The following is a 13,475-nucleotide window of genomic DNA, read 5'->3' as shown; positions in this document are numbered from 1 at the left end:
CACCCCCACTGCCACCCCCACCCGCGCTCCCGCAGACCTTCGTACCCCAAGGAGTCGATCCACCATGGCGAGCGATGCGCCGACCGGCCATGTATCCGATCTCGACTGGCTGATGAGCGGCCTCGTGCAGCGCGTACCGCACACCACCAGCGCGGTCCTGCTCTCCTGCGACGGGCTCGTGAAGTCGGTTCACGGGCTCGACCCGGACAGCGCCGACCACATGGCCGCCCTGGCCTCCGGGCTGTACTCCCTCGGCCGTAGCGCGGGCGTCCGCTTCGGTGACGGTGGAGACGTCCGGCAGGTCGTCGTCGAACTCGACTCGACGCTGCTCTTCGTCACCACGGCCGGCTCCGGCACCTGTCTCGCCGTGCTCGCCGGCCGCGAGGCCGACGCGGCCGTCCTCGGCTACGAGATGGCGATGCTGGTCAAGAGCGTCCGCCCCTACCTCGTGACCGCGCCCCGGCAGCACGCCGTCGAATCCCCTGCGATGAGGCCGTGAGCGTGGCGACGGCCGGCGACGGGCCCTGGTTGGACGACGCGGCCGGACGTCTTGTGCGCCCCTTCACGGTCAGCAACGGCCGGACCCGGCCCTCCGTCGCACTCGACCTCCTGTCGCAGGTGATGGCCACCGGCGCCACCCCCCTCGGCTACCTCGGACCCGAGCACGCGCAGGCGCTCGACCTGTGCCGCGCGCCCGTCTCGGTCGCCGAGGTCGCCGCCCACCTGAAGCTGCCGGCCGCGGTCACCAAGGTGCTGCTGTCGGACCTCGTCGACTGCGGGACGCTGACCACCAAGCCACCCGAGTTCCACCACAACCCCACTGACCGGTCTCTTCTGGAGGCAGTGCTCGATGGACTACGACGACAGCTCTGACTACGAGAGCGGCCACGATCCCTTCCCCACCGCACTGAAGATCCTGGTGGCGGGCGGCTTCGGCGTCGGCAAGACGACCTTCGTCGGTGCGGTGAGCGAGATCGCGCCGCTCAGCACGGAGGAGCTGCTCACCACGGTCAGTGCCGCGACCGACGATCTCGAAGGCATCGAGAACAAGGTCGAGACGACCGTGGCGATGGACTTCGGCCGGATCACCCTCGACCCGGAACACGTGCTCTATCTGTTCGGCACGCCCGGACAGGAGCGGTTCTGGTTCATGTGGGACGAACTGTCCGAGGGCGCGCTCGGCGCGGTCATCCTCGCCGACACACGACGACTGGAGGAGTGCTTCGCGGCCGTCGACTTCTTCGAACAGCGCGGCCTCGGCTTCATCGTCGCGATCAACGAGTTCGACGGCTCCCACCGCTACGACCCCGAGGAAGTGCGTGCCGCCATAGACCTCGACCCCGGGATCCCGGTCGTCCGCTGCGACGCGCGGATCTCCAGTTCCGGTGTCCAGACCCTGCTGACCCTCGTACGCCATCTCATCGCCCACGCCCCGGCGCATGCGCCGAGCCATGGTGCCCACATGTGATCCCCGCACACCGCCACGGAGTTCCTCTATGTCATACGTCCACAGGGACGGAGTACGCCCATGAGCTACGACCCGCCGCGTCCGGCAGGTCGTCTGCTGCTCACGCCCGAGGACAAGGAGGCCCCTCAACGGATGCGACGGCTGCGCGGGCTGGGCCTGGGGGAGCATCCGGACCCGGCGCTCGACGCCTTCGCGGACCACCTCGCCGAGCTCACCGGGGCGCCGTACGCGATGGTCAACTTCATCGACGAGAACCGGCAGTTCTTCGCCGGTCTGCACACTCCGGGCAGTGTGGGACTGCCCAGGCCCGTCTCGGGAGGGGAGCACGCCAAGCCCGAGGTGGGACGGCAGTTGGCGCGTGATTATGGGTTCTGCCCCCATGTGGTGGTCCGACGCAAGGCGCTGGTGTTGGAGGACGTCTGCGACTATCCGCGGTTCGCGGGCAATCCGGTGGTCGACGAGTTCGGCATCCGTTCCTATCTGGGAGCGCCGCTCATCGACTCCACGGGGATGGTGCTGGGCACCGTGTGTGTCGTCGACACGGAGCCGCGGCCGTGGGGGAAGCCGGGTCTGGAGACGATCAAGTCGACGGCGGCGGAGCTGGTGGCCCGCCTGGAGCTGCTCGGCGGTGGATAGCCGGCCCGTCGTGGATAGCCGACCGGTCGTATAGTTGTCGTATGGGTAGGACAAGTGACGCCGGAGAGAAGATCCTCGCCGCCGGGCGGTCGCTCTTCGAGGTGCGTGGTTACTCGGCGCTGGGGGTGGCCGAGATCTGCAAGGCGGCCGGGGTGCCGAAGGGCAGCTTCTACTACTTCTACGCTTCGAAGGAAGCCCTCGCGCTGGCCGTCGTCGACGCGCACTGGGCGGACCAGCGCCGGGAGTGGACGCGCATCCTGAGCGGTGACGGCGGCGACAGCGGCGCTGGCGGTGACGGTGGAGCCCAACCGCTGGACCGGCTGCGGCAGTTGTTCGAGGAGACCGAGGCCGGGCAGCACGCCGTGCAGCAGGGTTGCGGCACCGTGCTGGGCTGTCTGTTCGGCAACCTCAGCCTGGAGATGAGCAATCAGACCGATGCCGTGCGCGCGCGGTTGCAGGAGATCTTCGACGCGCAGGTCGAGATGGTCGCCGCGGTCGTCGGCGAGGCGCGCGACCGCGGTGACGTCACCGTCACCGACTCCCGGGAGGCGGCGCGTTCCGTCGTCGCGCAGCTGGAGGGCCAGGTGATGTTCGCGAAGCTCTACAACAACACCGGGCGCCTGAGCCCCCTTTGGGCCAACTGCCTGGCCCTGCTCGGGGCCCGGGCCGCCTGATCAGCGATCGGCGGTCCGTATCTCCTGGGCCGGCACGGAGCGTCGTGGCGCCACCGCGTGACGCGGGAGACCGGCCCGTAGGACGGCGGCCGCCACGGCCGCGGCGAGGACCACCGCGGCGGCCAGGAGCAGGGCCGGGCGGTAGCCGTGGTGCAGCAGCGGGGCCACGGCGAGGGGGCCGACGATCTGGCCGACGGAGTAGCCGGCGGTCAACAGGGCCACCGAGCGCGGGAATCGCAACTCCGCCCCGGTGGCCAGGGCGAGCGTGCTGATGCCGATGAAGGTCGCGCCGAACAGCACCGCGGAGACCAGGGCCGCCGCCACCCCGCCGACCAGCGCTGGCAGCGCGATGCCGACCGCCTGGATCACCAGCGCCACGCACAGCAGCGCGGGCCGCGACCAGCGGCGCCCGAGCCGCGCCCACAGCGCCGAGGACGGTACGGCGGCCAGCCCGACGAGCACCCACGCGCCGCTGCCGATCCAGCCCGGGGAGCTCTGCCCGATCGCGGCGACCAGGAAGGTCCCCGCGACGATGTAGCCGACGCCCTCCAGGCCGTAGCTGACGAACAGGGCGCCGAACCAGGGGTCAACGGCCTTTTCCGGGGCGTCTGTTGAGGGTGCGATCGGCGCCTCGGGCCGTAGATTCCACGCGGCGGCCGCGAGCGCCGTGGCGAGTACGGCCGAGGACCACCACGCGACCTGCCAGTCCGCGACGGAGCGCAGGGCGAGGACCAGCAGCCCGGAGAGCGCGATGCCGGCGCCCACGCCGCCGAAGCCCCAACCGGGCAGGTGCGCAGGGTGGTTGCGCAGGTGGCCGAGGAGCGAGCTGACCGCGACCACGAAGATCAGCGCGCTCGCCACCCCCGCCAGCAGACGCAGCGCGATCCACGCCGTGGTGCTGTGCGTGGCGGGCATCGCGGCCAGCGTGCAGACCAGCAGGACGAACGAGCCGCGCAGGACCGTGCGGGAGCGGACCAGGGCCGGGAGCAGGGTGCCCGCGAGGGCGCCGAGGAGGTAGCCGACGTAGTTGGCGGTGGCCAGGTGGGCGCCGGCGTCGGTGGAGAGCCCCGCCTGGGCGTGCATCAGCGGGAGGATCGGGGTGTACACGAAGCGGCCGACACCCATGCCCGCCGCGAGGGCCGCGGCGACCCGCGCGACATGGAGCCACGGGGACGGGAAGGGGCCCTCCGCCCGAGGTGCGGGCACCGGGGCGTAGGGGCTCATGGTGATGAAATCCCTTGCGCAGGGGGTGAGTTGGGGTGGTGTGCTACACCGAGCTGCCGGGGTCGTTCGGGTGCGGTTCCAGCGGGGTGACGACGAAGCTCATCCACGCGTGCAGGGGCAGGGTGCCCAGCACCTTCGCGTGGAGGTCCTCCTCGTCGGCGGCGCGCCAGACGCCCACGCTGCGCAGTTCGCCGACCGGGCGCCACAGCCGGGCCAGATGGCCGGTCGCGGCCAGTTCGCGGGCGCGGACGGCCTCGGCGGCGCGGCGCCGGTCGACCTCTTCCTGAGGGGTGCCCTCGGGGATCGTGGTGGTGATCTCGACCAGGAACTCTCGCAGCATGGTCTCGCTCCGTTCGGCCCGCCCGGCGGGACGACAGAGCGCCGGGTTCCATGCCCTCATGGTGGCCCGTGACCGGCCCGGGCGCCACGACGGGCTCGCTCCCTGCTGAGAGGTACGGCCTCCCAGCCCGCGTAGCATGACGGGCGTGGAGCTGCGCCAACTGAGGTACTTCGTCGCCGTCGCCGAGGAGCTGAACTTCGGCCGGGCCGCCGACCGCCTGCTGATCGCCGGCCCGTCCCTCTCCCAGCAGATCAAGGCCCTCGAACGCGACCTGGGCGTACGGCTCTTCGACCGCGACCGCCGCTCGGTCTCCCTCACCCCGGCCGGAGCCGCCCTGCTCCCGCACACCCGCGCCCTGCTGGAGCGCGCCGACGACCTCCGGCGCCGGGCCGGGCGGCTCGCGGGCTCGGAGGCGGTCCGGCTCGGCTACGTCAACTGGCTTCCCGCGGACCTGACTTCGCGCACCGCCGGGGTGGCCCAGGTGCACGTCGACGCCTGGGTCGCGCCCTCGCACACGCAGGCCGCCCGGGTCGCGGACGGCAGCCTGGACCTCGCCGTGTGCTGGGTGCGGGACGAGGACCTGAAGCGGCACGGACTGCGGGCCCGGCTGCTCGGCGCGGACCGGCTGTACGCGGTGTCCGCGGGCACCGACACCGGTGACGTGCGGGCCCGGGACACCGTGCTCCTCCTCGACGACGACACCAATTCCTGGTCGTCGTGGAACGTGTACGCCGAGCAGCTCGCGCACGACACAGGGGCCCGCGCGGTGCCCATCTCCGACGGCGGGATCACCGGCCCCGCGTTCTTCGACCACGTCCGCCGCAGCCGCCGTCCGGTCGTCAACTCGCCCAAGGGGCAGACCACTTCGCTGCCGTCCGACCTGGTGCGCCGCGAGATCGTCGCGCCCGCGGTTCACTGGACCTGGTCGCTGGTGTGGCGCGAGGGCGAGACGCGCACCGCGGTGCTCGCCGCCGTGGACGCGCTCTGCGACGGCGTCGGGGACCTCGGGCTGCGCGTCCCCGAAGCCTGGCTGCCCGAGGGCGACCCGCACCGCTGACGTGGGCTGGGAGGCCAGGCCTCCCAGCAGCGAGGATTCCGGTCCTGGGAAAACCCCGTCCGGCCTTTGCCTTCACTTCCCCGGGTCGCCTACTTTCTCCAATAGGCGACCGGTCGGCTAGTAATCATCGATCGACCGGGAGCACCTCAGCACCTACTTCGGAGAAGGTCGTCATGAGCACTCAGAACCAGAAGGTCGCGATCGTCACCGGTGCCTCGCAGGGCATCGGAGCGGGCGTCGTCGACGCCTACCGCAAGCTCGGGTACGCCGTCGTCGCCACCTCGCGCACCATCGCCCCGGCCGACGACGCGGACGTGCTGACCGTCCAGGGCGACATCGCGGACCCGGCGACCGCCGAGCGGGTCGTCGCCGCCGCGATCGAGCGGTTCGGCCGCGTCGACACGCTGGTCAACAACGCGGGCGTCTTCGTCGCCAAGCCGTTCACCGACTACACGGCCGACGACTACGCCTCCGTGATCGGCATCAACATGACCGGGTTCTTCCGGATCACCCAGCTGGCCATCGGGCACATGCTCACCCAGGGCGGCGGCCACATCGTCAACGTCACCACCAGCCTGGTCGACAACGCGGACGCCCGGGTCCCCTCCGCCCTGGCCTCGCTGACCAAGGGCGGACTTCAGTCCGCCACCAAGTCCCTCGCCATCGAGTACGCGACCCGCGGCATCCGCGCCAACGCGGTGTCGCCCGGCACCATCAAGACCCCGATGCACCCGGAGGAGACCCACACGGGCCTCGCCGGCCTGCACCCCGTCGGCCGGATGGGCGAGGTGAGCGACATCGTCGACGCGGTGGTCTTCTTGGAGAACGCGCCCTTCGTCACCGGCGAGATCCTGCATGTCGACGGCGGTATGAGCGCCGGTCACTGAGAAGGGTCGACAGACCGGTCACTGAGAAAGGTCGACGGAGATGAACAGCACGAACGACGACGAACTCGTCCTGCGCGGTGTCCTGGACCCCTGGAAGGCGGCCGTGGACGCGCACGAACCGGAGGGGGTGGCCCGGCTCTTCACCGAGGACGCGATCTTCCAGGGGCTGCACCCCTACAGCGTCGGCCGAAAGGGCGTCGCCGAGTACTACGACTCCCAACCACTGGGTATGACAGCCGAGTTCGCGATCCTCGAAACCCGGCGGTACGCCGACGACCTCGTACTCGGTTATCTGGACGCGGAGTTCACGTTCACCGACCGGGCGCCGGTCGACGTCAAGCTAGCCGTGCTGGTGAAGCGGTTGACGGGCGGCTGGTACATCGCCCATTACCAGGTGTCGCGGCTCTGACAGCTGTGAAGGAAAGCTGCGACACGGCTTAAGAAAACCTCGATGGACCCGGGCGCTCGGGTGGGGCAGATTGCTAACAGAATCCACCCCACCCCCGGAACGGGCTCGTTCGGCATGCCCGCGCCCGGGACCTCACCCTCAGGAGCCGTTGCGTTGAAGGCGCTGGTCAAGGAGAAGGCGGAGCCCGGGCTGTGGCTCGCGGACGTCCCGGAGCCCGCCGTCGGACCGGGCGACGTACTGATCAAGGTCCTGCGGACCGGGATCTGCGGCACCGACCTGCACATTCGGAACTGGGACGGCTGGGCTCAGCAGGCGATCCGTACGCCGCTGGTGCTCGGCCACGAGTTCGTGGGCGAGGTCGTCGGGACGGGCCGGGACGTCGCCGACATCGCTATCGGTGAAATGGTCAGCGGCGAGGGCCACTTGGTGTGCGGCAAGTGCCGCAACTGCCTCGCCGGGCGCCGCCACCTGTGCCGCGCCACGGTCGGGCTCGGCGTCGGACGGGACGGGGCCTTCGCGGAGTACGTCGCGCTGCCCGCCGCCAACGTGTGGGTGCACCGCGTCCCCGTCGACCTCGATGTCGCCGCGATCTTCGACCCGTTCGGCAACGCCGTGCACACCGCGCTGTCCTTCCCGCTCGTCGGCGAGGACGTCCTGATCACCGGTGCGGGCCCGATCGGCTTGATGGCGGCGGCAGTTGCGCGCCACGCCGGCGCGCGGAACGTCGTGGTGACGGATGTGAGCGAGGAACGACTCGCCCTCGCCCGGAAGATCGGTGTGAGCCTCGCGCTCAACGTGACGGACGCTCAGATCGCGGACGGTCAGAGGGAATTGGGACTCCGCGAGGGCTTCGACATCGGGCTGGAGATGTCCGGCCGCCCCGAGGCGATGCGCGACATGATCGCCAACATGACGCACGGTGGCCGTATCGCCATGCTCGGCCTGCCCGCCGAGGAGTTCCCGGTCGACTGGTCGCGCATCGTCACCTCGATGCTCACCATCAAGGGCATCTACGGCCGTGAGATGTTCGAGACGTGGTACGCGATGTCGGTCCTGCTGGAGGGCGGCCTGGACCTCGCGCCCGTCATCACCGGCCGGTACGGCTACCGCGACTTCGAGGCGGCGTTCGCGGACGCCGCGAGCGGCAAGGGCGGCAAGGTCATCCTGGACTGGACCGCGTAACTCCATCTGGGAACGAGCAACTCCCTGTCGGGCCGAGCAACTCCCTTTCGGCGAAGGAACTTTAGGAGCTTCCCCCATGTTCGACTCCGTGCGCGACGACCTCCGCACCACCCTCGACGAGATCCGCGCCGCCGGACTCCACAAGCCCGAGCGCGTGATCGGCTCCCCGCAGTCCGCGACCGTGAAGGTCACCGCGGGCGGCCGTCCCGGCGAGGTCCTCAACTTCTGCGCCAACAACTACCTGGGCCTCGCCGACCACCCCGAGGTCGTCGCCGCAGCCCACGCGGCCCTCGACCGCTGGGGCTACGGCATGGCCTCCGTGCGCTTCATCTGCGGAACCCAGGAGGTCCACAAGGAACTCGAGGCCCGTCTGTCCGCGTTCCTCGGCCAGGAGGACACGATCCTCTACTCCTCCTGCTTCGACGCCAACGGCGGTGTCTTCGAGACCCTGTTGGGCCCGGAGGACGCGGTGATCTCCGACGCGTTGAACCACGCGTCGATCATCGACGGCATCCGCCTCAGCAAGGCCCGCCGCATGCGGTACGCGAACCGCGACATGGCCGATCTGGAACGGCAGTTGAAGGAGGCGTCGAGTGCGCGCAGGAAGCTGATCGTCACCGACGGCGTCTTCTCCATGGACGGTTACGTCGCCCCGCTGCGCGAGATCTGCGACCTCGCCGACCGCTACGACGCGATGGTCATGGTCGACGACTCCCACGCCGTCGGCTTCGTCGGCCCCGGCGGCCGGGGCACCCCCGAACTGCACGGCGTCATGGACCGCGTCGACATCATCACCGGCACCCTCGGCAAGGCCCTCGGCGGAGCCTCCGGCGGCTATGTCGCCGCCCGCGCCGAGATCGTCGCTCTGCTCCGCCAGCGCTCGCGGCCGTACCTCTTCTCGAACACCCTCGCCCCGGTGATCGCCGCGGCCTCCCTGAAGGTGCTCGACCTGCTGGAGTCCGCGGACGACCTGCGCGTCCAACTCGCCGCGAACACCGCGCTGTTCCGCCGGAGGATGACCGAGGAAGGCTTCGACGTCCTCCCCGGTGACCACGCGATCGCACCCGTGATGATCGGCGACGCGGCGGTGGCCGGGCGGTTGGCGGAGCTGCTGCTGGAGCGGGGTGTGTACGTGATCGGCTTCTCGTATCCGGTGGTGCCGCAGGGGAAGGCCCGCATCCGGGTCCAGCTGTCCGCCGCGCACTCGACGGACGACGTGAACCGGGCGGTGGACGCGTTTGTGGCGGCCCGCGCGGAGCTGAACGCCTGAGCGGAACCGGAAGCCCGGGAGCGGCCGGAAACCCGAGGGGACCGAACAGCTTGGACATATTGCGATAATCGGTCCCATGATCGAAGCGCGGCGGCTCCACATCCTCCGTGCGGTGGCAGACCACCGCACCGTGACGGCGGCGGCCGCCGCGCTGTATCTCACCCCCTCGGCGGTGTCGCAGCAGCTCGCCGCGCTGGAGCAGGAGACCGGGCACCGCCTGGTCGAGCGCGGGGCCAAGGGCGTACGGCTGACCCCGGCCGGCGAGATCCTGCTCAGCCACACCAACGTGGTCCTGGCCCAGCTGGAGCGGGCCGAGGCGGAACTCGCCGCGTACAGCTCGGGCGCGGCCGGCACGGTCACGGTCGCCGCGTTCGCGACCGGTATCGCACAGGTCGTAGCACCCGCGGTGACCCGGCTCGCCCGGCTGGCGCCCGGTATCCGCATCCGCGTCCAGGACGCCGAGGGCGACGCCAGCCTGCCGATGGTGCTGGACCGGCAGGTGGATGTCGCGGTTGCCGTCGAGTACCGCGGGGCCCCGCCCGCCGACGACCCGCGCCTGACCCATCTCCCGCTCTACGCCGAGCCGTTCGACGCGGTCGTCCCGGTCACCCACCGCCTCGCCGACGCCGCCGAGGTTCCCCTCGCCGAGCTGGCCAAGGACTCGTGGATCGGCCCCTACCCCGGCAACCCCTGCCACGAGGTCGTCGTCCTGGCCTGCGAGAACGCCGGATTCCAGCCCCGTCTCGAACACTCCTCCGACGACTTCCGCGCCGTGGTCGCCCTCGCGTCGGCCGACGCGGGCGTGGCCCTCGTCCCCCGCTCGGCGCTGCGCGGCATGGACCTGACCGGCGTCGTCGTCCGGCCCGTCGACGGAGTGGCCCCGACCCGCCGCGTCTTCGCCGCCGTACGGCGCGGCACGGAGGAGCACCCCCTGATCCGCCCGGTACTGGACGCACTCGAAGAAGTGGCCCGGACGTAACCCCGCCGTTTCATATCCGGGATATCGTCCCGGATATGAAACCAGAGGAACCGGTGACCGCTCCGGACCCCATGGACGCCCGGCTCGGCACCCGACTGGCCGAGCTGCGGGCCGAACACGGTTGGTCCCTGGGGGAGTTGGCGGAGCGCAGCGGGGTGAGCCGTTCGACCCTGTTCCGTGCGGAACGCGCCGAGATCAGCCCCACGGCTTCTCTCCTCAACCGTCTCTGCGGCGTCTACGGCCGCACCATGTCCCAACTCCTCAGCGAGGTGGAGGCCGAACCCGCCCTGCTGGTCCGCGCCGCCGAGCAACCGGTGTGGGAGGACCGCGCCTCCGGTTTCGTACGACGGTCCGTGTCGCCCCCGCACACCGGGCTGCGCGGCGAACTCGTCGAGGGACGGCTCCGCGCGGGCGCCGACCTCGCCTACGACCGGCCGCCCGTGCCCGGCCTGGAACAGCACATCTGGGTCCTGGAGGGCGCCCTCGACGTGACGGCCCAGGACGCCGAGCACCATCTGGACGCCGGTGACTGTCTGCGGTTGCGGGTGTGGGGGCCGACGCGGTTCCGGTGCTCGGGGCCTGGTGACGTGCGCTACGTACTGGCGGTGGTGTTGCCGTGAACATGGACTTGAAGGTGAACGCGAACATGCAGGTGACGGTGCGGGTCCTGGACTCGCCTCAACTGCTCGCTGCCGTCGATGAGCTGGCGGACCTGTTGGTCGACGCCGTGGACGACGGCGCCTCGATCGGGTTCCTCGCGCCGCTCGGCCGGACGGCGGCCGTCGACTGGTGGCGGGAGCGTGCCGCCGGTGTGGCCGCCGGGCAACTCGCCGTGTGGGCGGCGCTGAGCGGCGACCGGGTCGTCGGCACGGTGAGCCTGGCCTTCCCCGACAAGCCCAACAGCCGCCACCGCGCCGAACTGGTCAAGCTGATGGTGCACCGGGAGGCCAGGGGAGAGGGGCTCGGCCGGCGGCTCCTGACCATCGCCGAGGACGCGGCCGTCGCCGCCGGCATCACCCTCCTCCATCTGGACACCGAGACCGACAGCCCCGCCGAGCACCTGTACCGCTCGGCCGGCTGGACCCGGGCCGGCGTGATCCCGGACTACGCGGCGAACCCGGCCGGGGTGCTGCGGCCGACGACGCTGTACTACAAGAGTGTGGGGGAGGGACGGGCAGCGGACGTCGGCGCGGTTGCGGTCGCGAGGGCGGGCGCCGTGGCGGACTTGGGGGCAGGCACTCCCACCAGGTGATTGTCAGTGGCAGCCGCTATCTTGCGACTCATGCCGGATGCCGAAGACGTACGCCGTATCGCCCTCTCCCTCCCGGACACGACGGAGAAGATCGCCTGGAACATGCCCACCTTCCGGGTCGCCGGGAAGATGTTCGTCACCGTGCCCGAGGAGGAGACCTCCATCGCGGTGCGCTGCCCCAAGGAGGAGCGCGACGAACTGGTCCTGGCGGAGCCGGAGAAGTTCTGGGTCGCCGACCACGAGGCGGGTTTCGCCTGGGTCCGGGCCCGCCTCTCCGCGCTGGACAGCGAGGACGAACTCCGCGACATCCTCGCCGACTCCTGGCGCCAGGCGGCCCCGCCCCGACTCCTGGACTCCTACCCCGAGTTGGGCCTGCCGTCCGGGTCCGGCGACTGAAATTCCCTCGGGCGTTGTCAGTGGTGCGTGGCATCATCCGGAAGCGGGAGTGGGAGTTGGGGCGGAGGGGGATCCGGCTCCCGCCTGGGAGGGATTTCGTGAGCACCGGCGGGGCGCTTCGGGGGCGGCGGCCGGGGGAGGGAGCGCTGGGGGATGAGCGGGACGGCGTCGGATCCGGCGCGCGAGGCGATGGGGCGCGGATCGGAGTTGGAGCCGGTCGGGGTGGCCGGCGTCGGCGATGGCTACTGCAACGGCGATGACATCGTTGCCGGAGGGATTGCCGGAGCGGTTGCGGGGTCGGTGAAGCGGGGCCGTGAGGGTGGGCGTGGGCCTGGCGAAGGGGGTGGGCGTGGCGAACGACCCGTCTGGTCACGGGACTTCGCGCTGTTCTTCGTGGCCCGCGCCGTCGCCCGGCTCGGCGACACCATGCTGCCCGTGGCCCTCGCCGCAGGTCTGCTGGAACACGGGTACGGCGCGGGCGCGGTCGGTCTCGCCATGGCCTCGACAGCCGCCGCCTTCGCGGGACTTGTCGTCTTCGGCGGGGTGATCGCCGACCGTTTCAGCACCCGCAAACTGATGATCGGCGCCGACCTGGTGCGCCTCGGCACCCAGTCCCTCGCCGCCGCGCTCTTCTTCAGCGGCCATGTCGTGCTCTGGGAGATCTGCGCGATCGGCTTCGTCAACGGCGTGGCGGGCGCGGTGTTCCAGCCCGGCGTGGCGAGTACGGTGCCGAGACTCGCCACCGACATCCAGGGCGCGAACGGCGCGATACGCATCGCCGAGTCCGCCGCCCAGCTCGCCGGTCCGGCCGTCGCGGGCCTGCTCGTCGGATTCACCTCGCCCGGCGGCGTGTTCGCGGCCCACGCAGCCACCTACGCGGTGAGCGCCCTCTGCCTCCTGCTCCTCCGGCTGCCCCCGCTCGCGCCGGGCAGCCGCGAGCCCGGGCACGGGTCGGGCGCGTTCAAGGCCGATCTGGTCGAGGGATGGCGGGAGTTCAGATCACGCACCTGGCTCTGGGCGGTCATCGCCGTGTGGTGCCTCTACATGATCGCCGTATGGGGTCCGACCGTTCCCCTCGTGGCGACACAGGTCGTGCAACAACACGGCCCGCGCGCCTACGGCCTGGTCAACTCCGCCCTCGGCGCGGGCACCGTCGTAGGCGGACTGCTGGCCCTGCGGCTGCGCCCCCGCCGTATGCTCCGCGCCGGGGCGATCGCCCTCTTCGCCTTCGCCGGTTTCCCGGCGACCGTCGGGGCGGGACTCGGCGTACCGGCCATGGCGGCCGGTGCCGCCGTCGCCGGGGTGGGGATGTCCTTCTGGGGCGTGATGTGGGCGACGAGCGTCCAGACCCAGGTCCCACCGGACGTCCTCAACCGCATCCATGCGTACGACGTGGCGGGCTCCCTCGCGATGATGCCCGTCGGCCAGGCCCTGGCGGGCCCCGCCGCTGGAGCCCTCGGCGCCGACCACGTGCTCCTCGTCGCGGGCGCGATGAGCTTGGTGGTGCCGACCGCTCTGCTGCTGGTGCCTGCCGTACGCGGGCTGATACGCGCCGACGCGACACCGGTCGGCGCGCGTGGCACCAGTGCCCCGAGCGATGCGGTGATACGTGAACGGGCGTGCCCGCAGGAGAGTTGACGGCGAAGAGGAGGCCGAGGGGACGGTGCCGGCCGCGGCGGGTGCGTGTGACGGTGGGGGCGT

At 71.2% G+C, this 13,475-nt stretch carries 17 protein-coding genes; 15 read left to right on the top strand and 2 right to left on the bottom strand.

From position 1 onward, the window contains the following. The first annotated feature begins 64 nt into the window (after window positions 1-64). The 5 genes from OG714_RS09330 to OG714_RS09310 are packed head-to-tail and all read left to right on the top strand — an operon-like array spanning window position 65 to window position 2,778. Complete coding sequence (locus OG714_RS09330) at window positions 65-499, top strand: roadblock/LC7 domain-containing protein (RefSeq protein WP_019069670.1); 435 nt, start codon at window positions 65-67, stop codon at window positions 497-499. Window positions 500-501: 2 nt separating this feature from the next. Continuing rightward, window positions 502-873, top strand: coding sequence for a DUF742 domain-containing protein (locus OG714_RS09325; protein ID WP_327406991.1), 372 nt, complete (start codon window positions 502-504; stop codon window positions 871-873). After that, window positions 851-1,468 (top strand): ATP/GTP-binding protein, encoded by a 618-nt coding sequence (locus OG714_RS09320; RefSeq protein WP_363095968.1) that lies wholly within the window; start codon window positions 851-853, stop codon window positions 1,466-1,468. Before OG714_RS09325 ends, OG714_RS09320 begins: the two co-directional genes overlap by 23 nt. Window positions 1,469-1,528: 60 nt before the next feature. Continuing rightward, window positions 1,529-2,104, top strand: a complete 576-nt coding sequence (locus tag OG714_RS09315) for a GAF domain-containing protein (protein WP_406119855.1) — start codon at window positions 1,529-1,531, stop codon at window positions 2,102-2,104. A 41-nt stretch (window positions 2,105-2,145) separates the two neighbouring features. Continuing rightward, window positions 2,146-2,778, top strand: coding sequence for a TetR/AcrR family transcriptional regulator (locus OG714_RS09310; RefSeq protein WP_406119854.1), 633 nt, complete (start codon window positions 2,146-2,148; stop codon window positions 2,776-2,778). On the opposite strand, the gene OG714_RS09305 is transcribed toward OG714_RS09310, so the two are convergent. After that, on the bottom strand, window positions 2,779-4,002 hold the full coding sequence (locus tag OG714_RS09305) for a YbfB/YjiJ family MFS transporter (protein ID WP_406119853.1): 1,224 nt from the start codon (window positions 4,000-4,002) through the stop codon (window positions 2,779-2,781). A gap of 43 nt (window positions 4,003-4,045) precedes the next feature. After that, a complete protein-coding gene (locus OG714_RS09300) occupies window positions 4,046-4,339 on the bottom strand; it encodes a muconolactone Delta-isomerase family protein (protein WP_406131763.1) in 294 nt (97 codons plus the stop codon). A gap of 139 nt (window positions 4,340-4,478) precedes the next feature. Between OG714_RS09300 and OG714_RS09295 the strand changes: the two genes are divergently transcribed. The 10 genes from OG714_RS09295 (at window position 4,479) to OG714_RS09250 (ending at window position 13,412) form a co-directional block, all read left to right on the top strand. Then, window positions 4,479-5,399 carry a LysR family transcriptional regulator gene (locus tag OG714_RS09295; protein WP_406119852.1) on the top strand — a complete coding sequence of 307 codons (921 nt, stop codon included), beginning with the start codon at window positions 4,479-4,481 and terminating at the stop codon, window positions 5,397-5,399. Between the two features lie 173 nt (window positions 5,400-5,572). Continuing rightward, complete coding sequence (locus OG714_RS09290; protein ID WP_406119851.1) at window positions 5,573-6,286, top strand: SDR family NAD(P)-dependent oxidoreductase; 714 nt, start codon at window positions 5,573-5,575, stop codon at window positions 6,284-6,286. Between the two features lie 40 nt (window positions 6,287-6,326). Continuing rightward, window positions 6,327-6,695 carry a YybH family protein gene (locus tag OG714_RS09285; RefSeq protein WP_406119850.1) on the top strand — a complete coding sequence of 123 codons (369 nt, stop codon included), beginning with the start codon at window positions 6,327-6,329 and terminating at the stop codon, window positions 6,693-6,695. Between the two features lie 153 nt (window positions 6,696-6,848). After that, the gene (tdh, locus tag OG714_RS09280; RefSeq protein WP_406119849.1) at window positions 6,849-7,877 is read left to right on the top strand and encodes an L-threonine 3-dehydrogenase; all 1,029 of its coding nucleotides are present in this window, start codon (window positions 6,849-6,851) and stop codon (window positions 7,875-7,877) included. Between the two features lie 76 nt (window positions 7,878-7,953). Continuing rightward, window positions 7,954-9,147, top strand: a complete 1,194-nt coding sequence (locus OG714_RS09275; RefSeq protein WP_406119848.1) for a glycine C-acetyltransferase — start codon at window positions 7,954-7,956, stop codon at window positions 9,145-9,147. Between the two features lie 76 nt (window positions 9,148-9,223). Beyond that, window positions 9,224-10,126, top strand: a complete 903-nt coding sequence (locus OG714_RS09270) for a LysR family transcriptional regulator (RefSeq protein WP_406119847.1) — start codon at window positions 9,224-9,226, stop codon at window positions 10,124-10,126. A 35-nt stretch (window positions 10,127-10,161) separates the two neighbouring features. Further along, window positions 10,162-10,746, top strand: a complete 585-nt coding sequence (locus OG714_RS09265; protein WP_406119846.1) for a helix-turn-helix domain-containing protein — start codon at window positions 10,162-10,164, stop codon at window positions 10,744-10,746. A gap of 2 nt (window positions 10,747-10,748) precedes the next feature. Continuing rightward, complete coding sequence (locus OG714_RS09260; protein ID WP_406131762.1) at window positions 10,749-11,378, top strand: GNAT family N-acetyltransferase; 630 nt, start codon at window positions 10,749-10,751, stop codon at window positions 11,376-11,378. Window positions 11,379-11,408: 30 nt separating this feature from the next. Beyond that, entirely contained in the window at window positions 11,409-11,774 is a 366-nt protein-coding gene (locus OG714_RS09255) for an MmcQ/YjbR family DNA-binding protein (protein ID WP_406119845.1), read from the top strand. A 153-nt stretch (window positions 11,775-11,927) separates the two neighbouring features. Then, window positions 11,928-13,412 (top strand): MFS transporter, encoded by a 1,485-nt coding sequence (locus OG714_RS09250; protein WP_406119844.1) that lies wholly within the window; start codon window positions 11,928-11,930, stop codon window positions 13,410-13,412. Window positions 13,413-13,475: the final 63 nt, after the last annotated feature.

This window comes from Streptomyces sp. NBC_00989, assembly GCF_045162655.1.
GTDB lineage: Bacteria > Actinomycetota > Actinomycetes > Streptomycetales > Streptomycetaceae > Streptomyces.
This window is presented reverse-complemented; position numbering and strand designations above follow the sequence as displayed.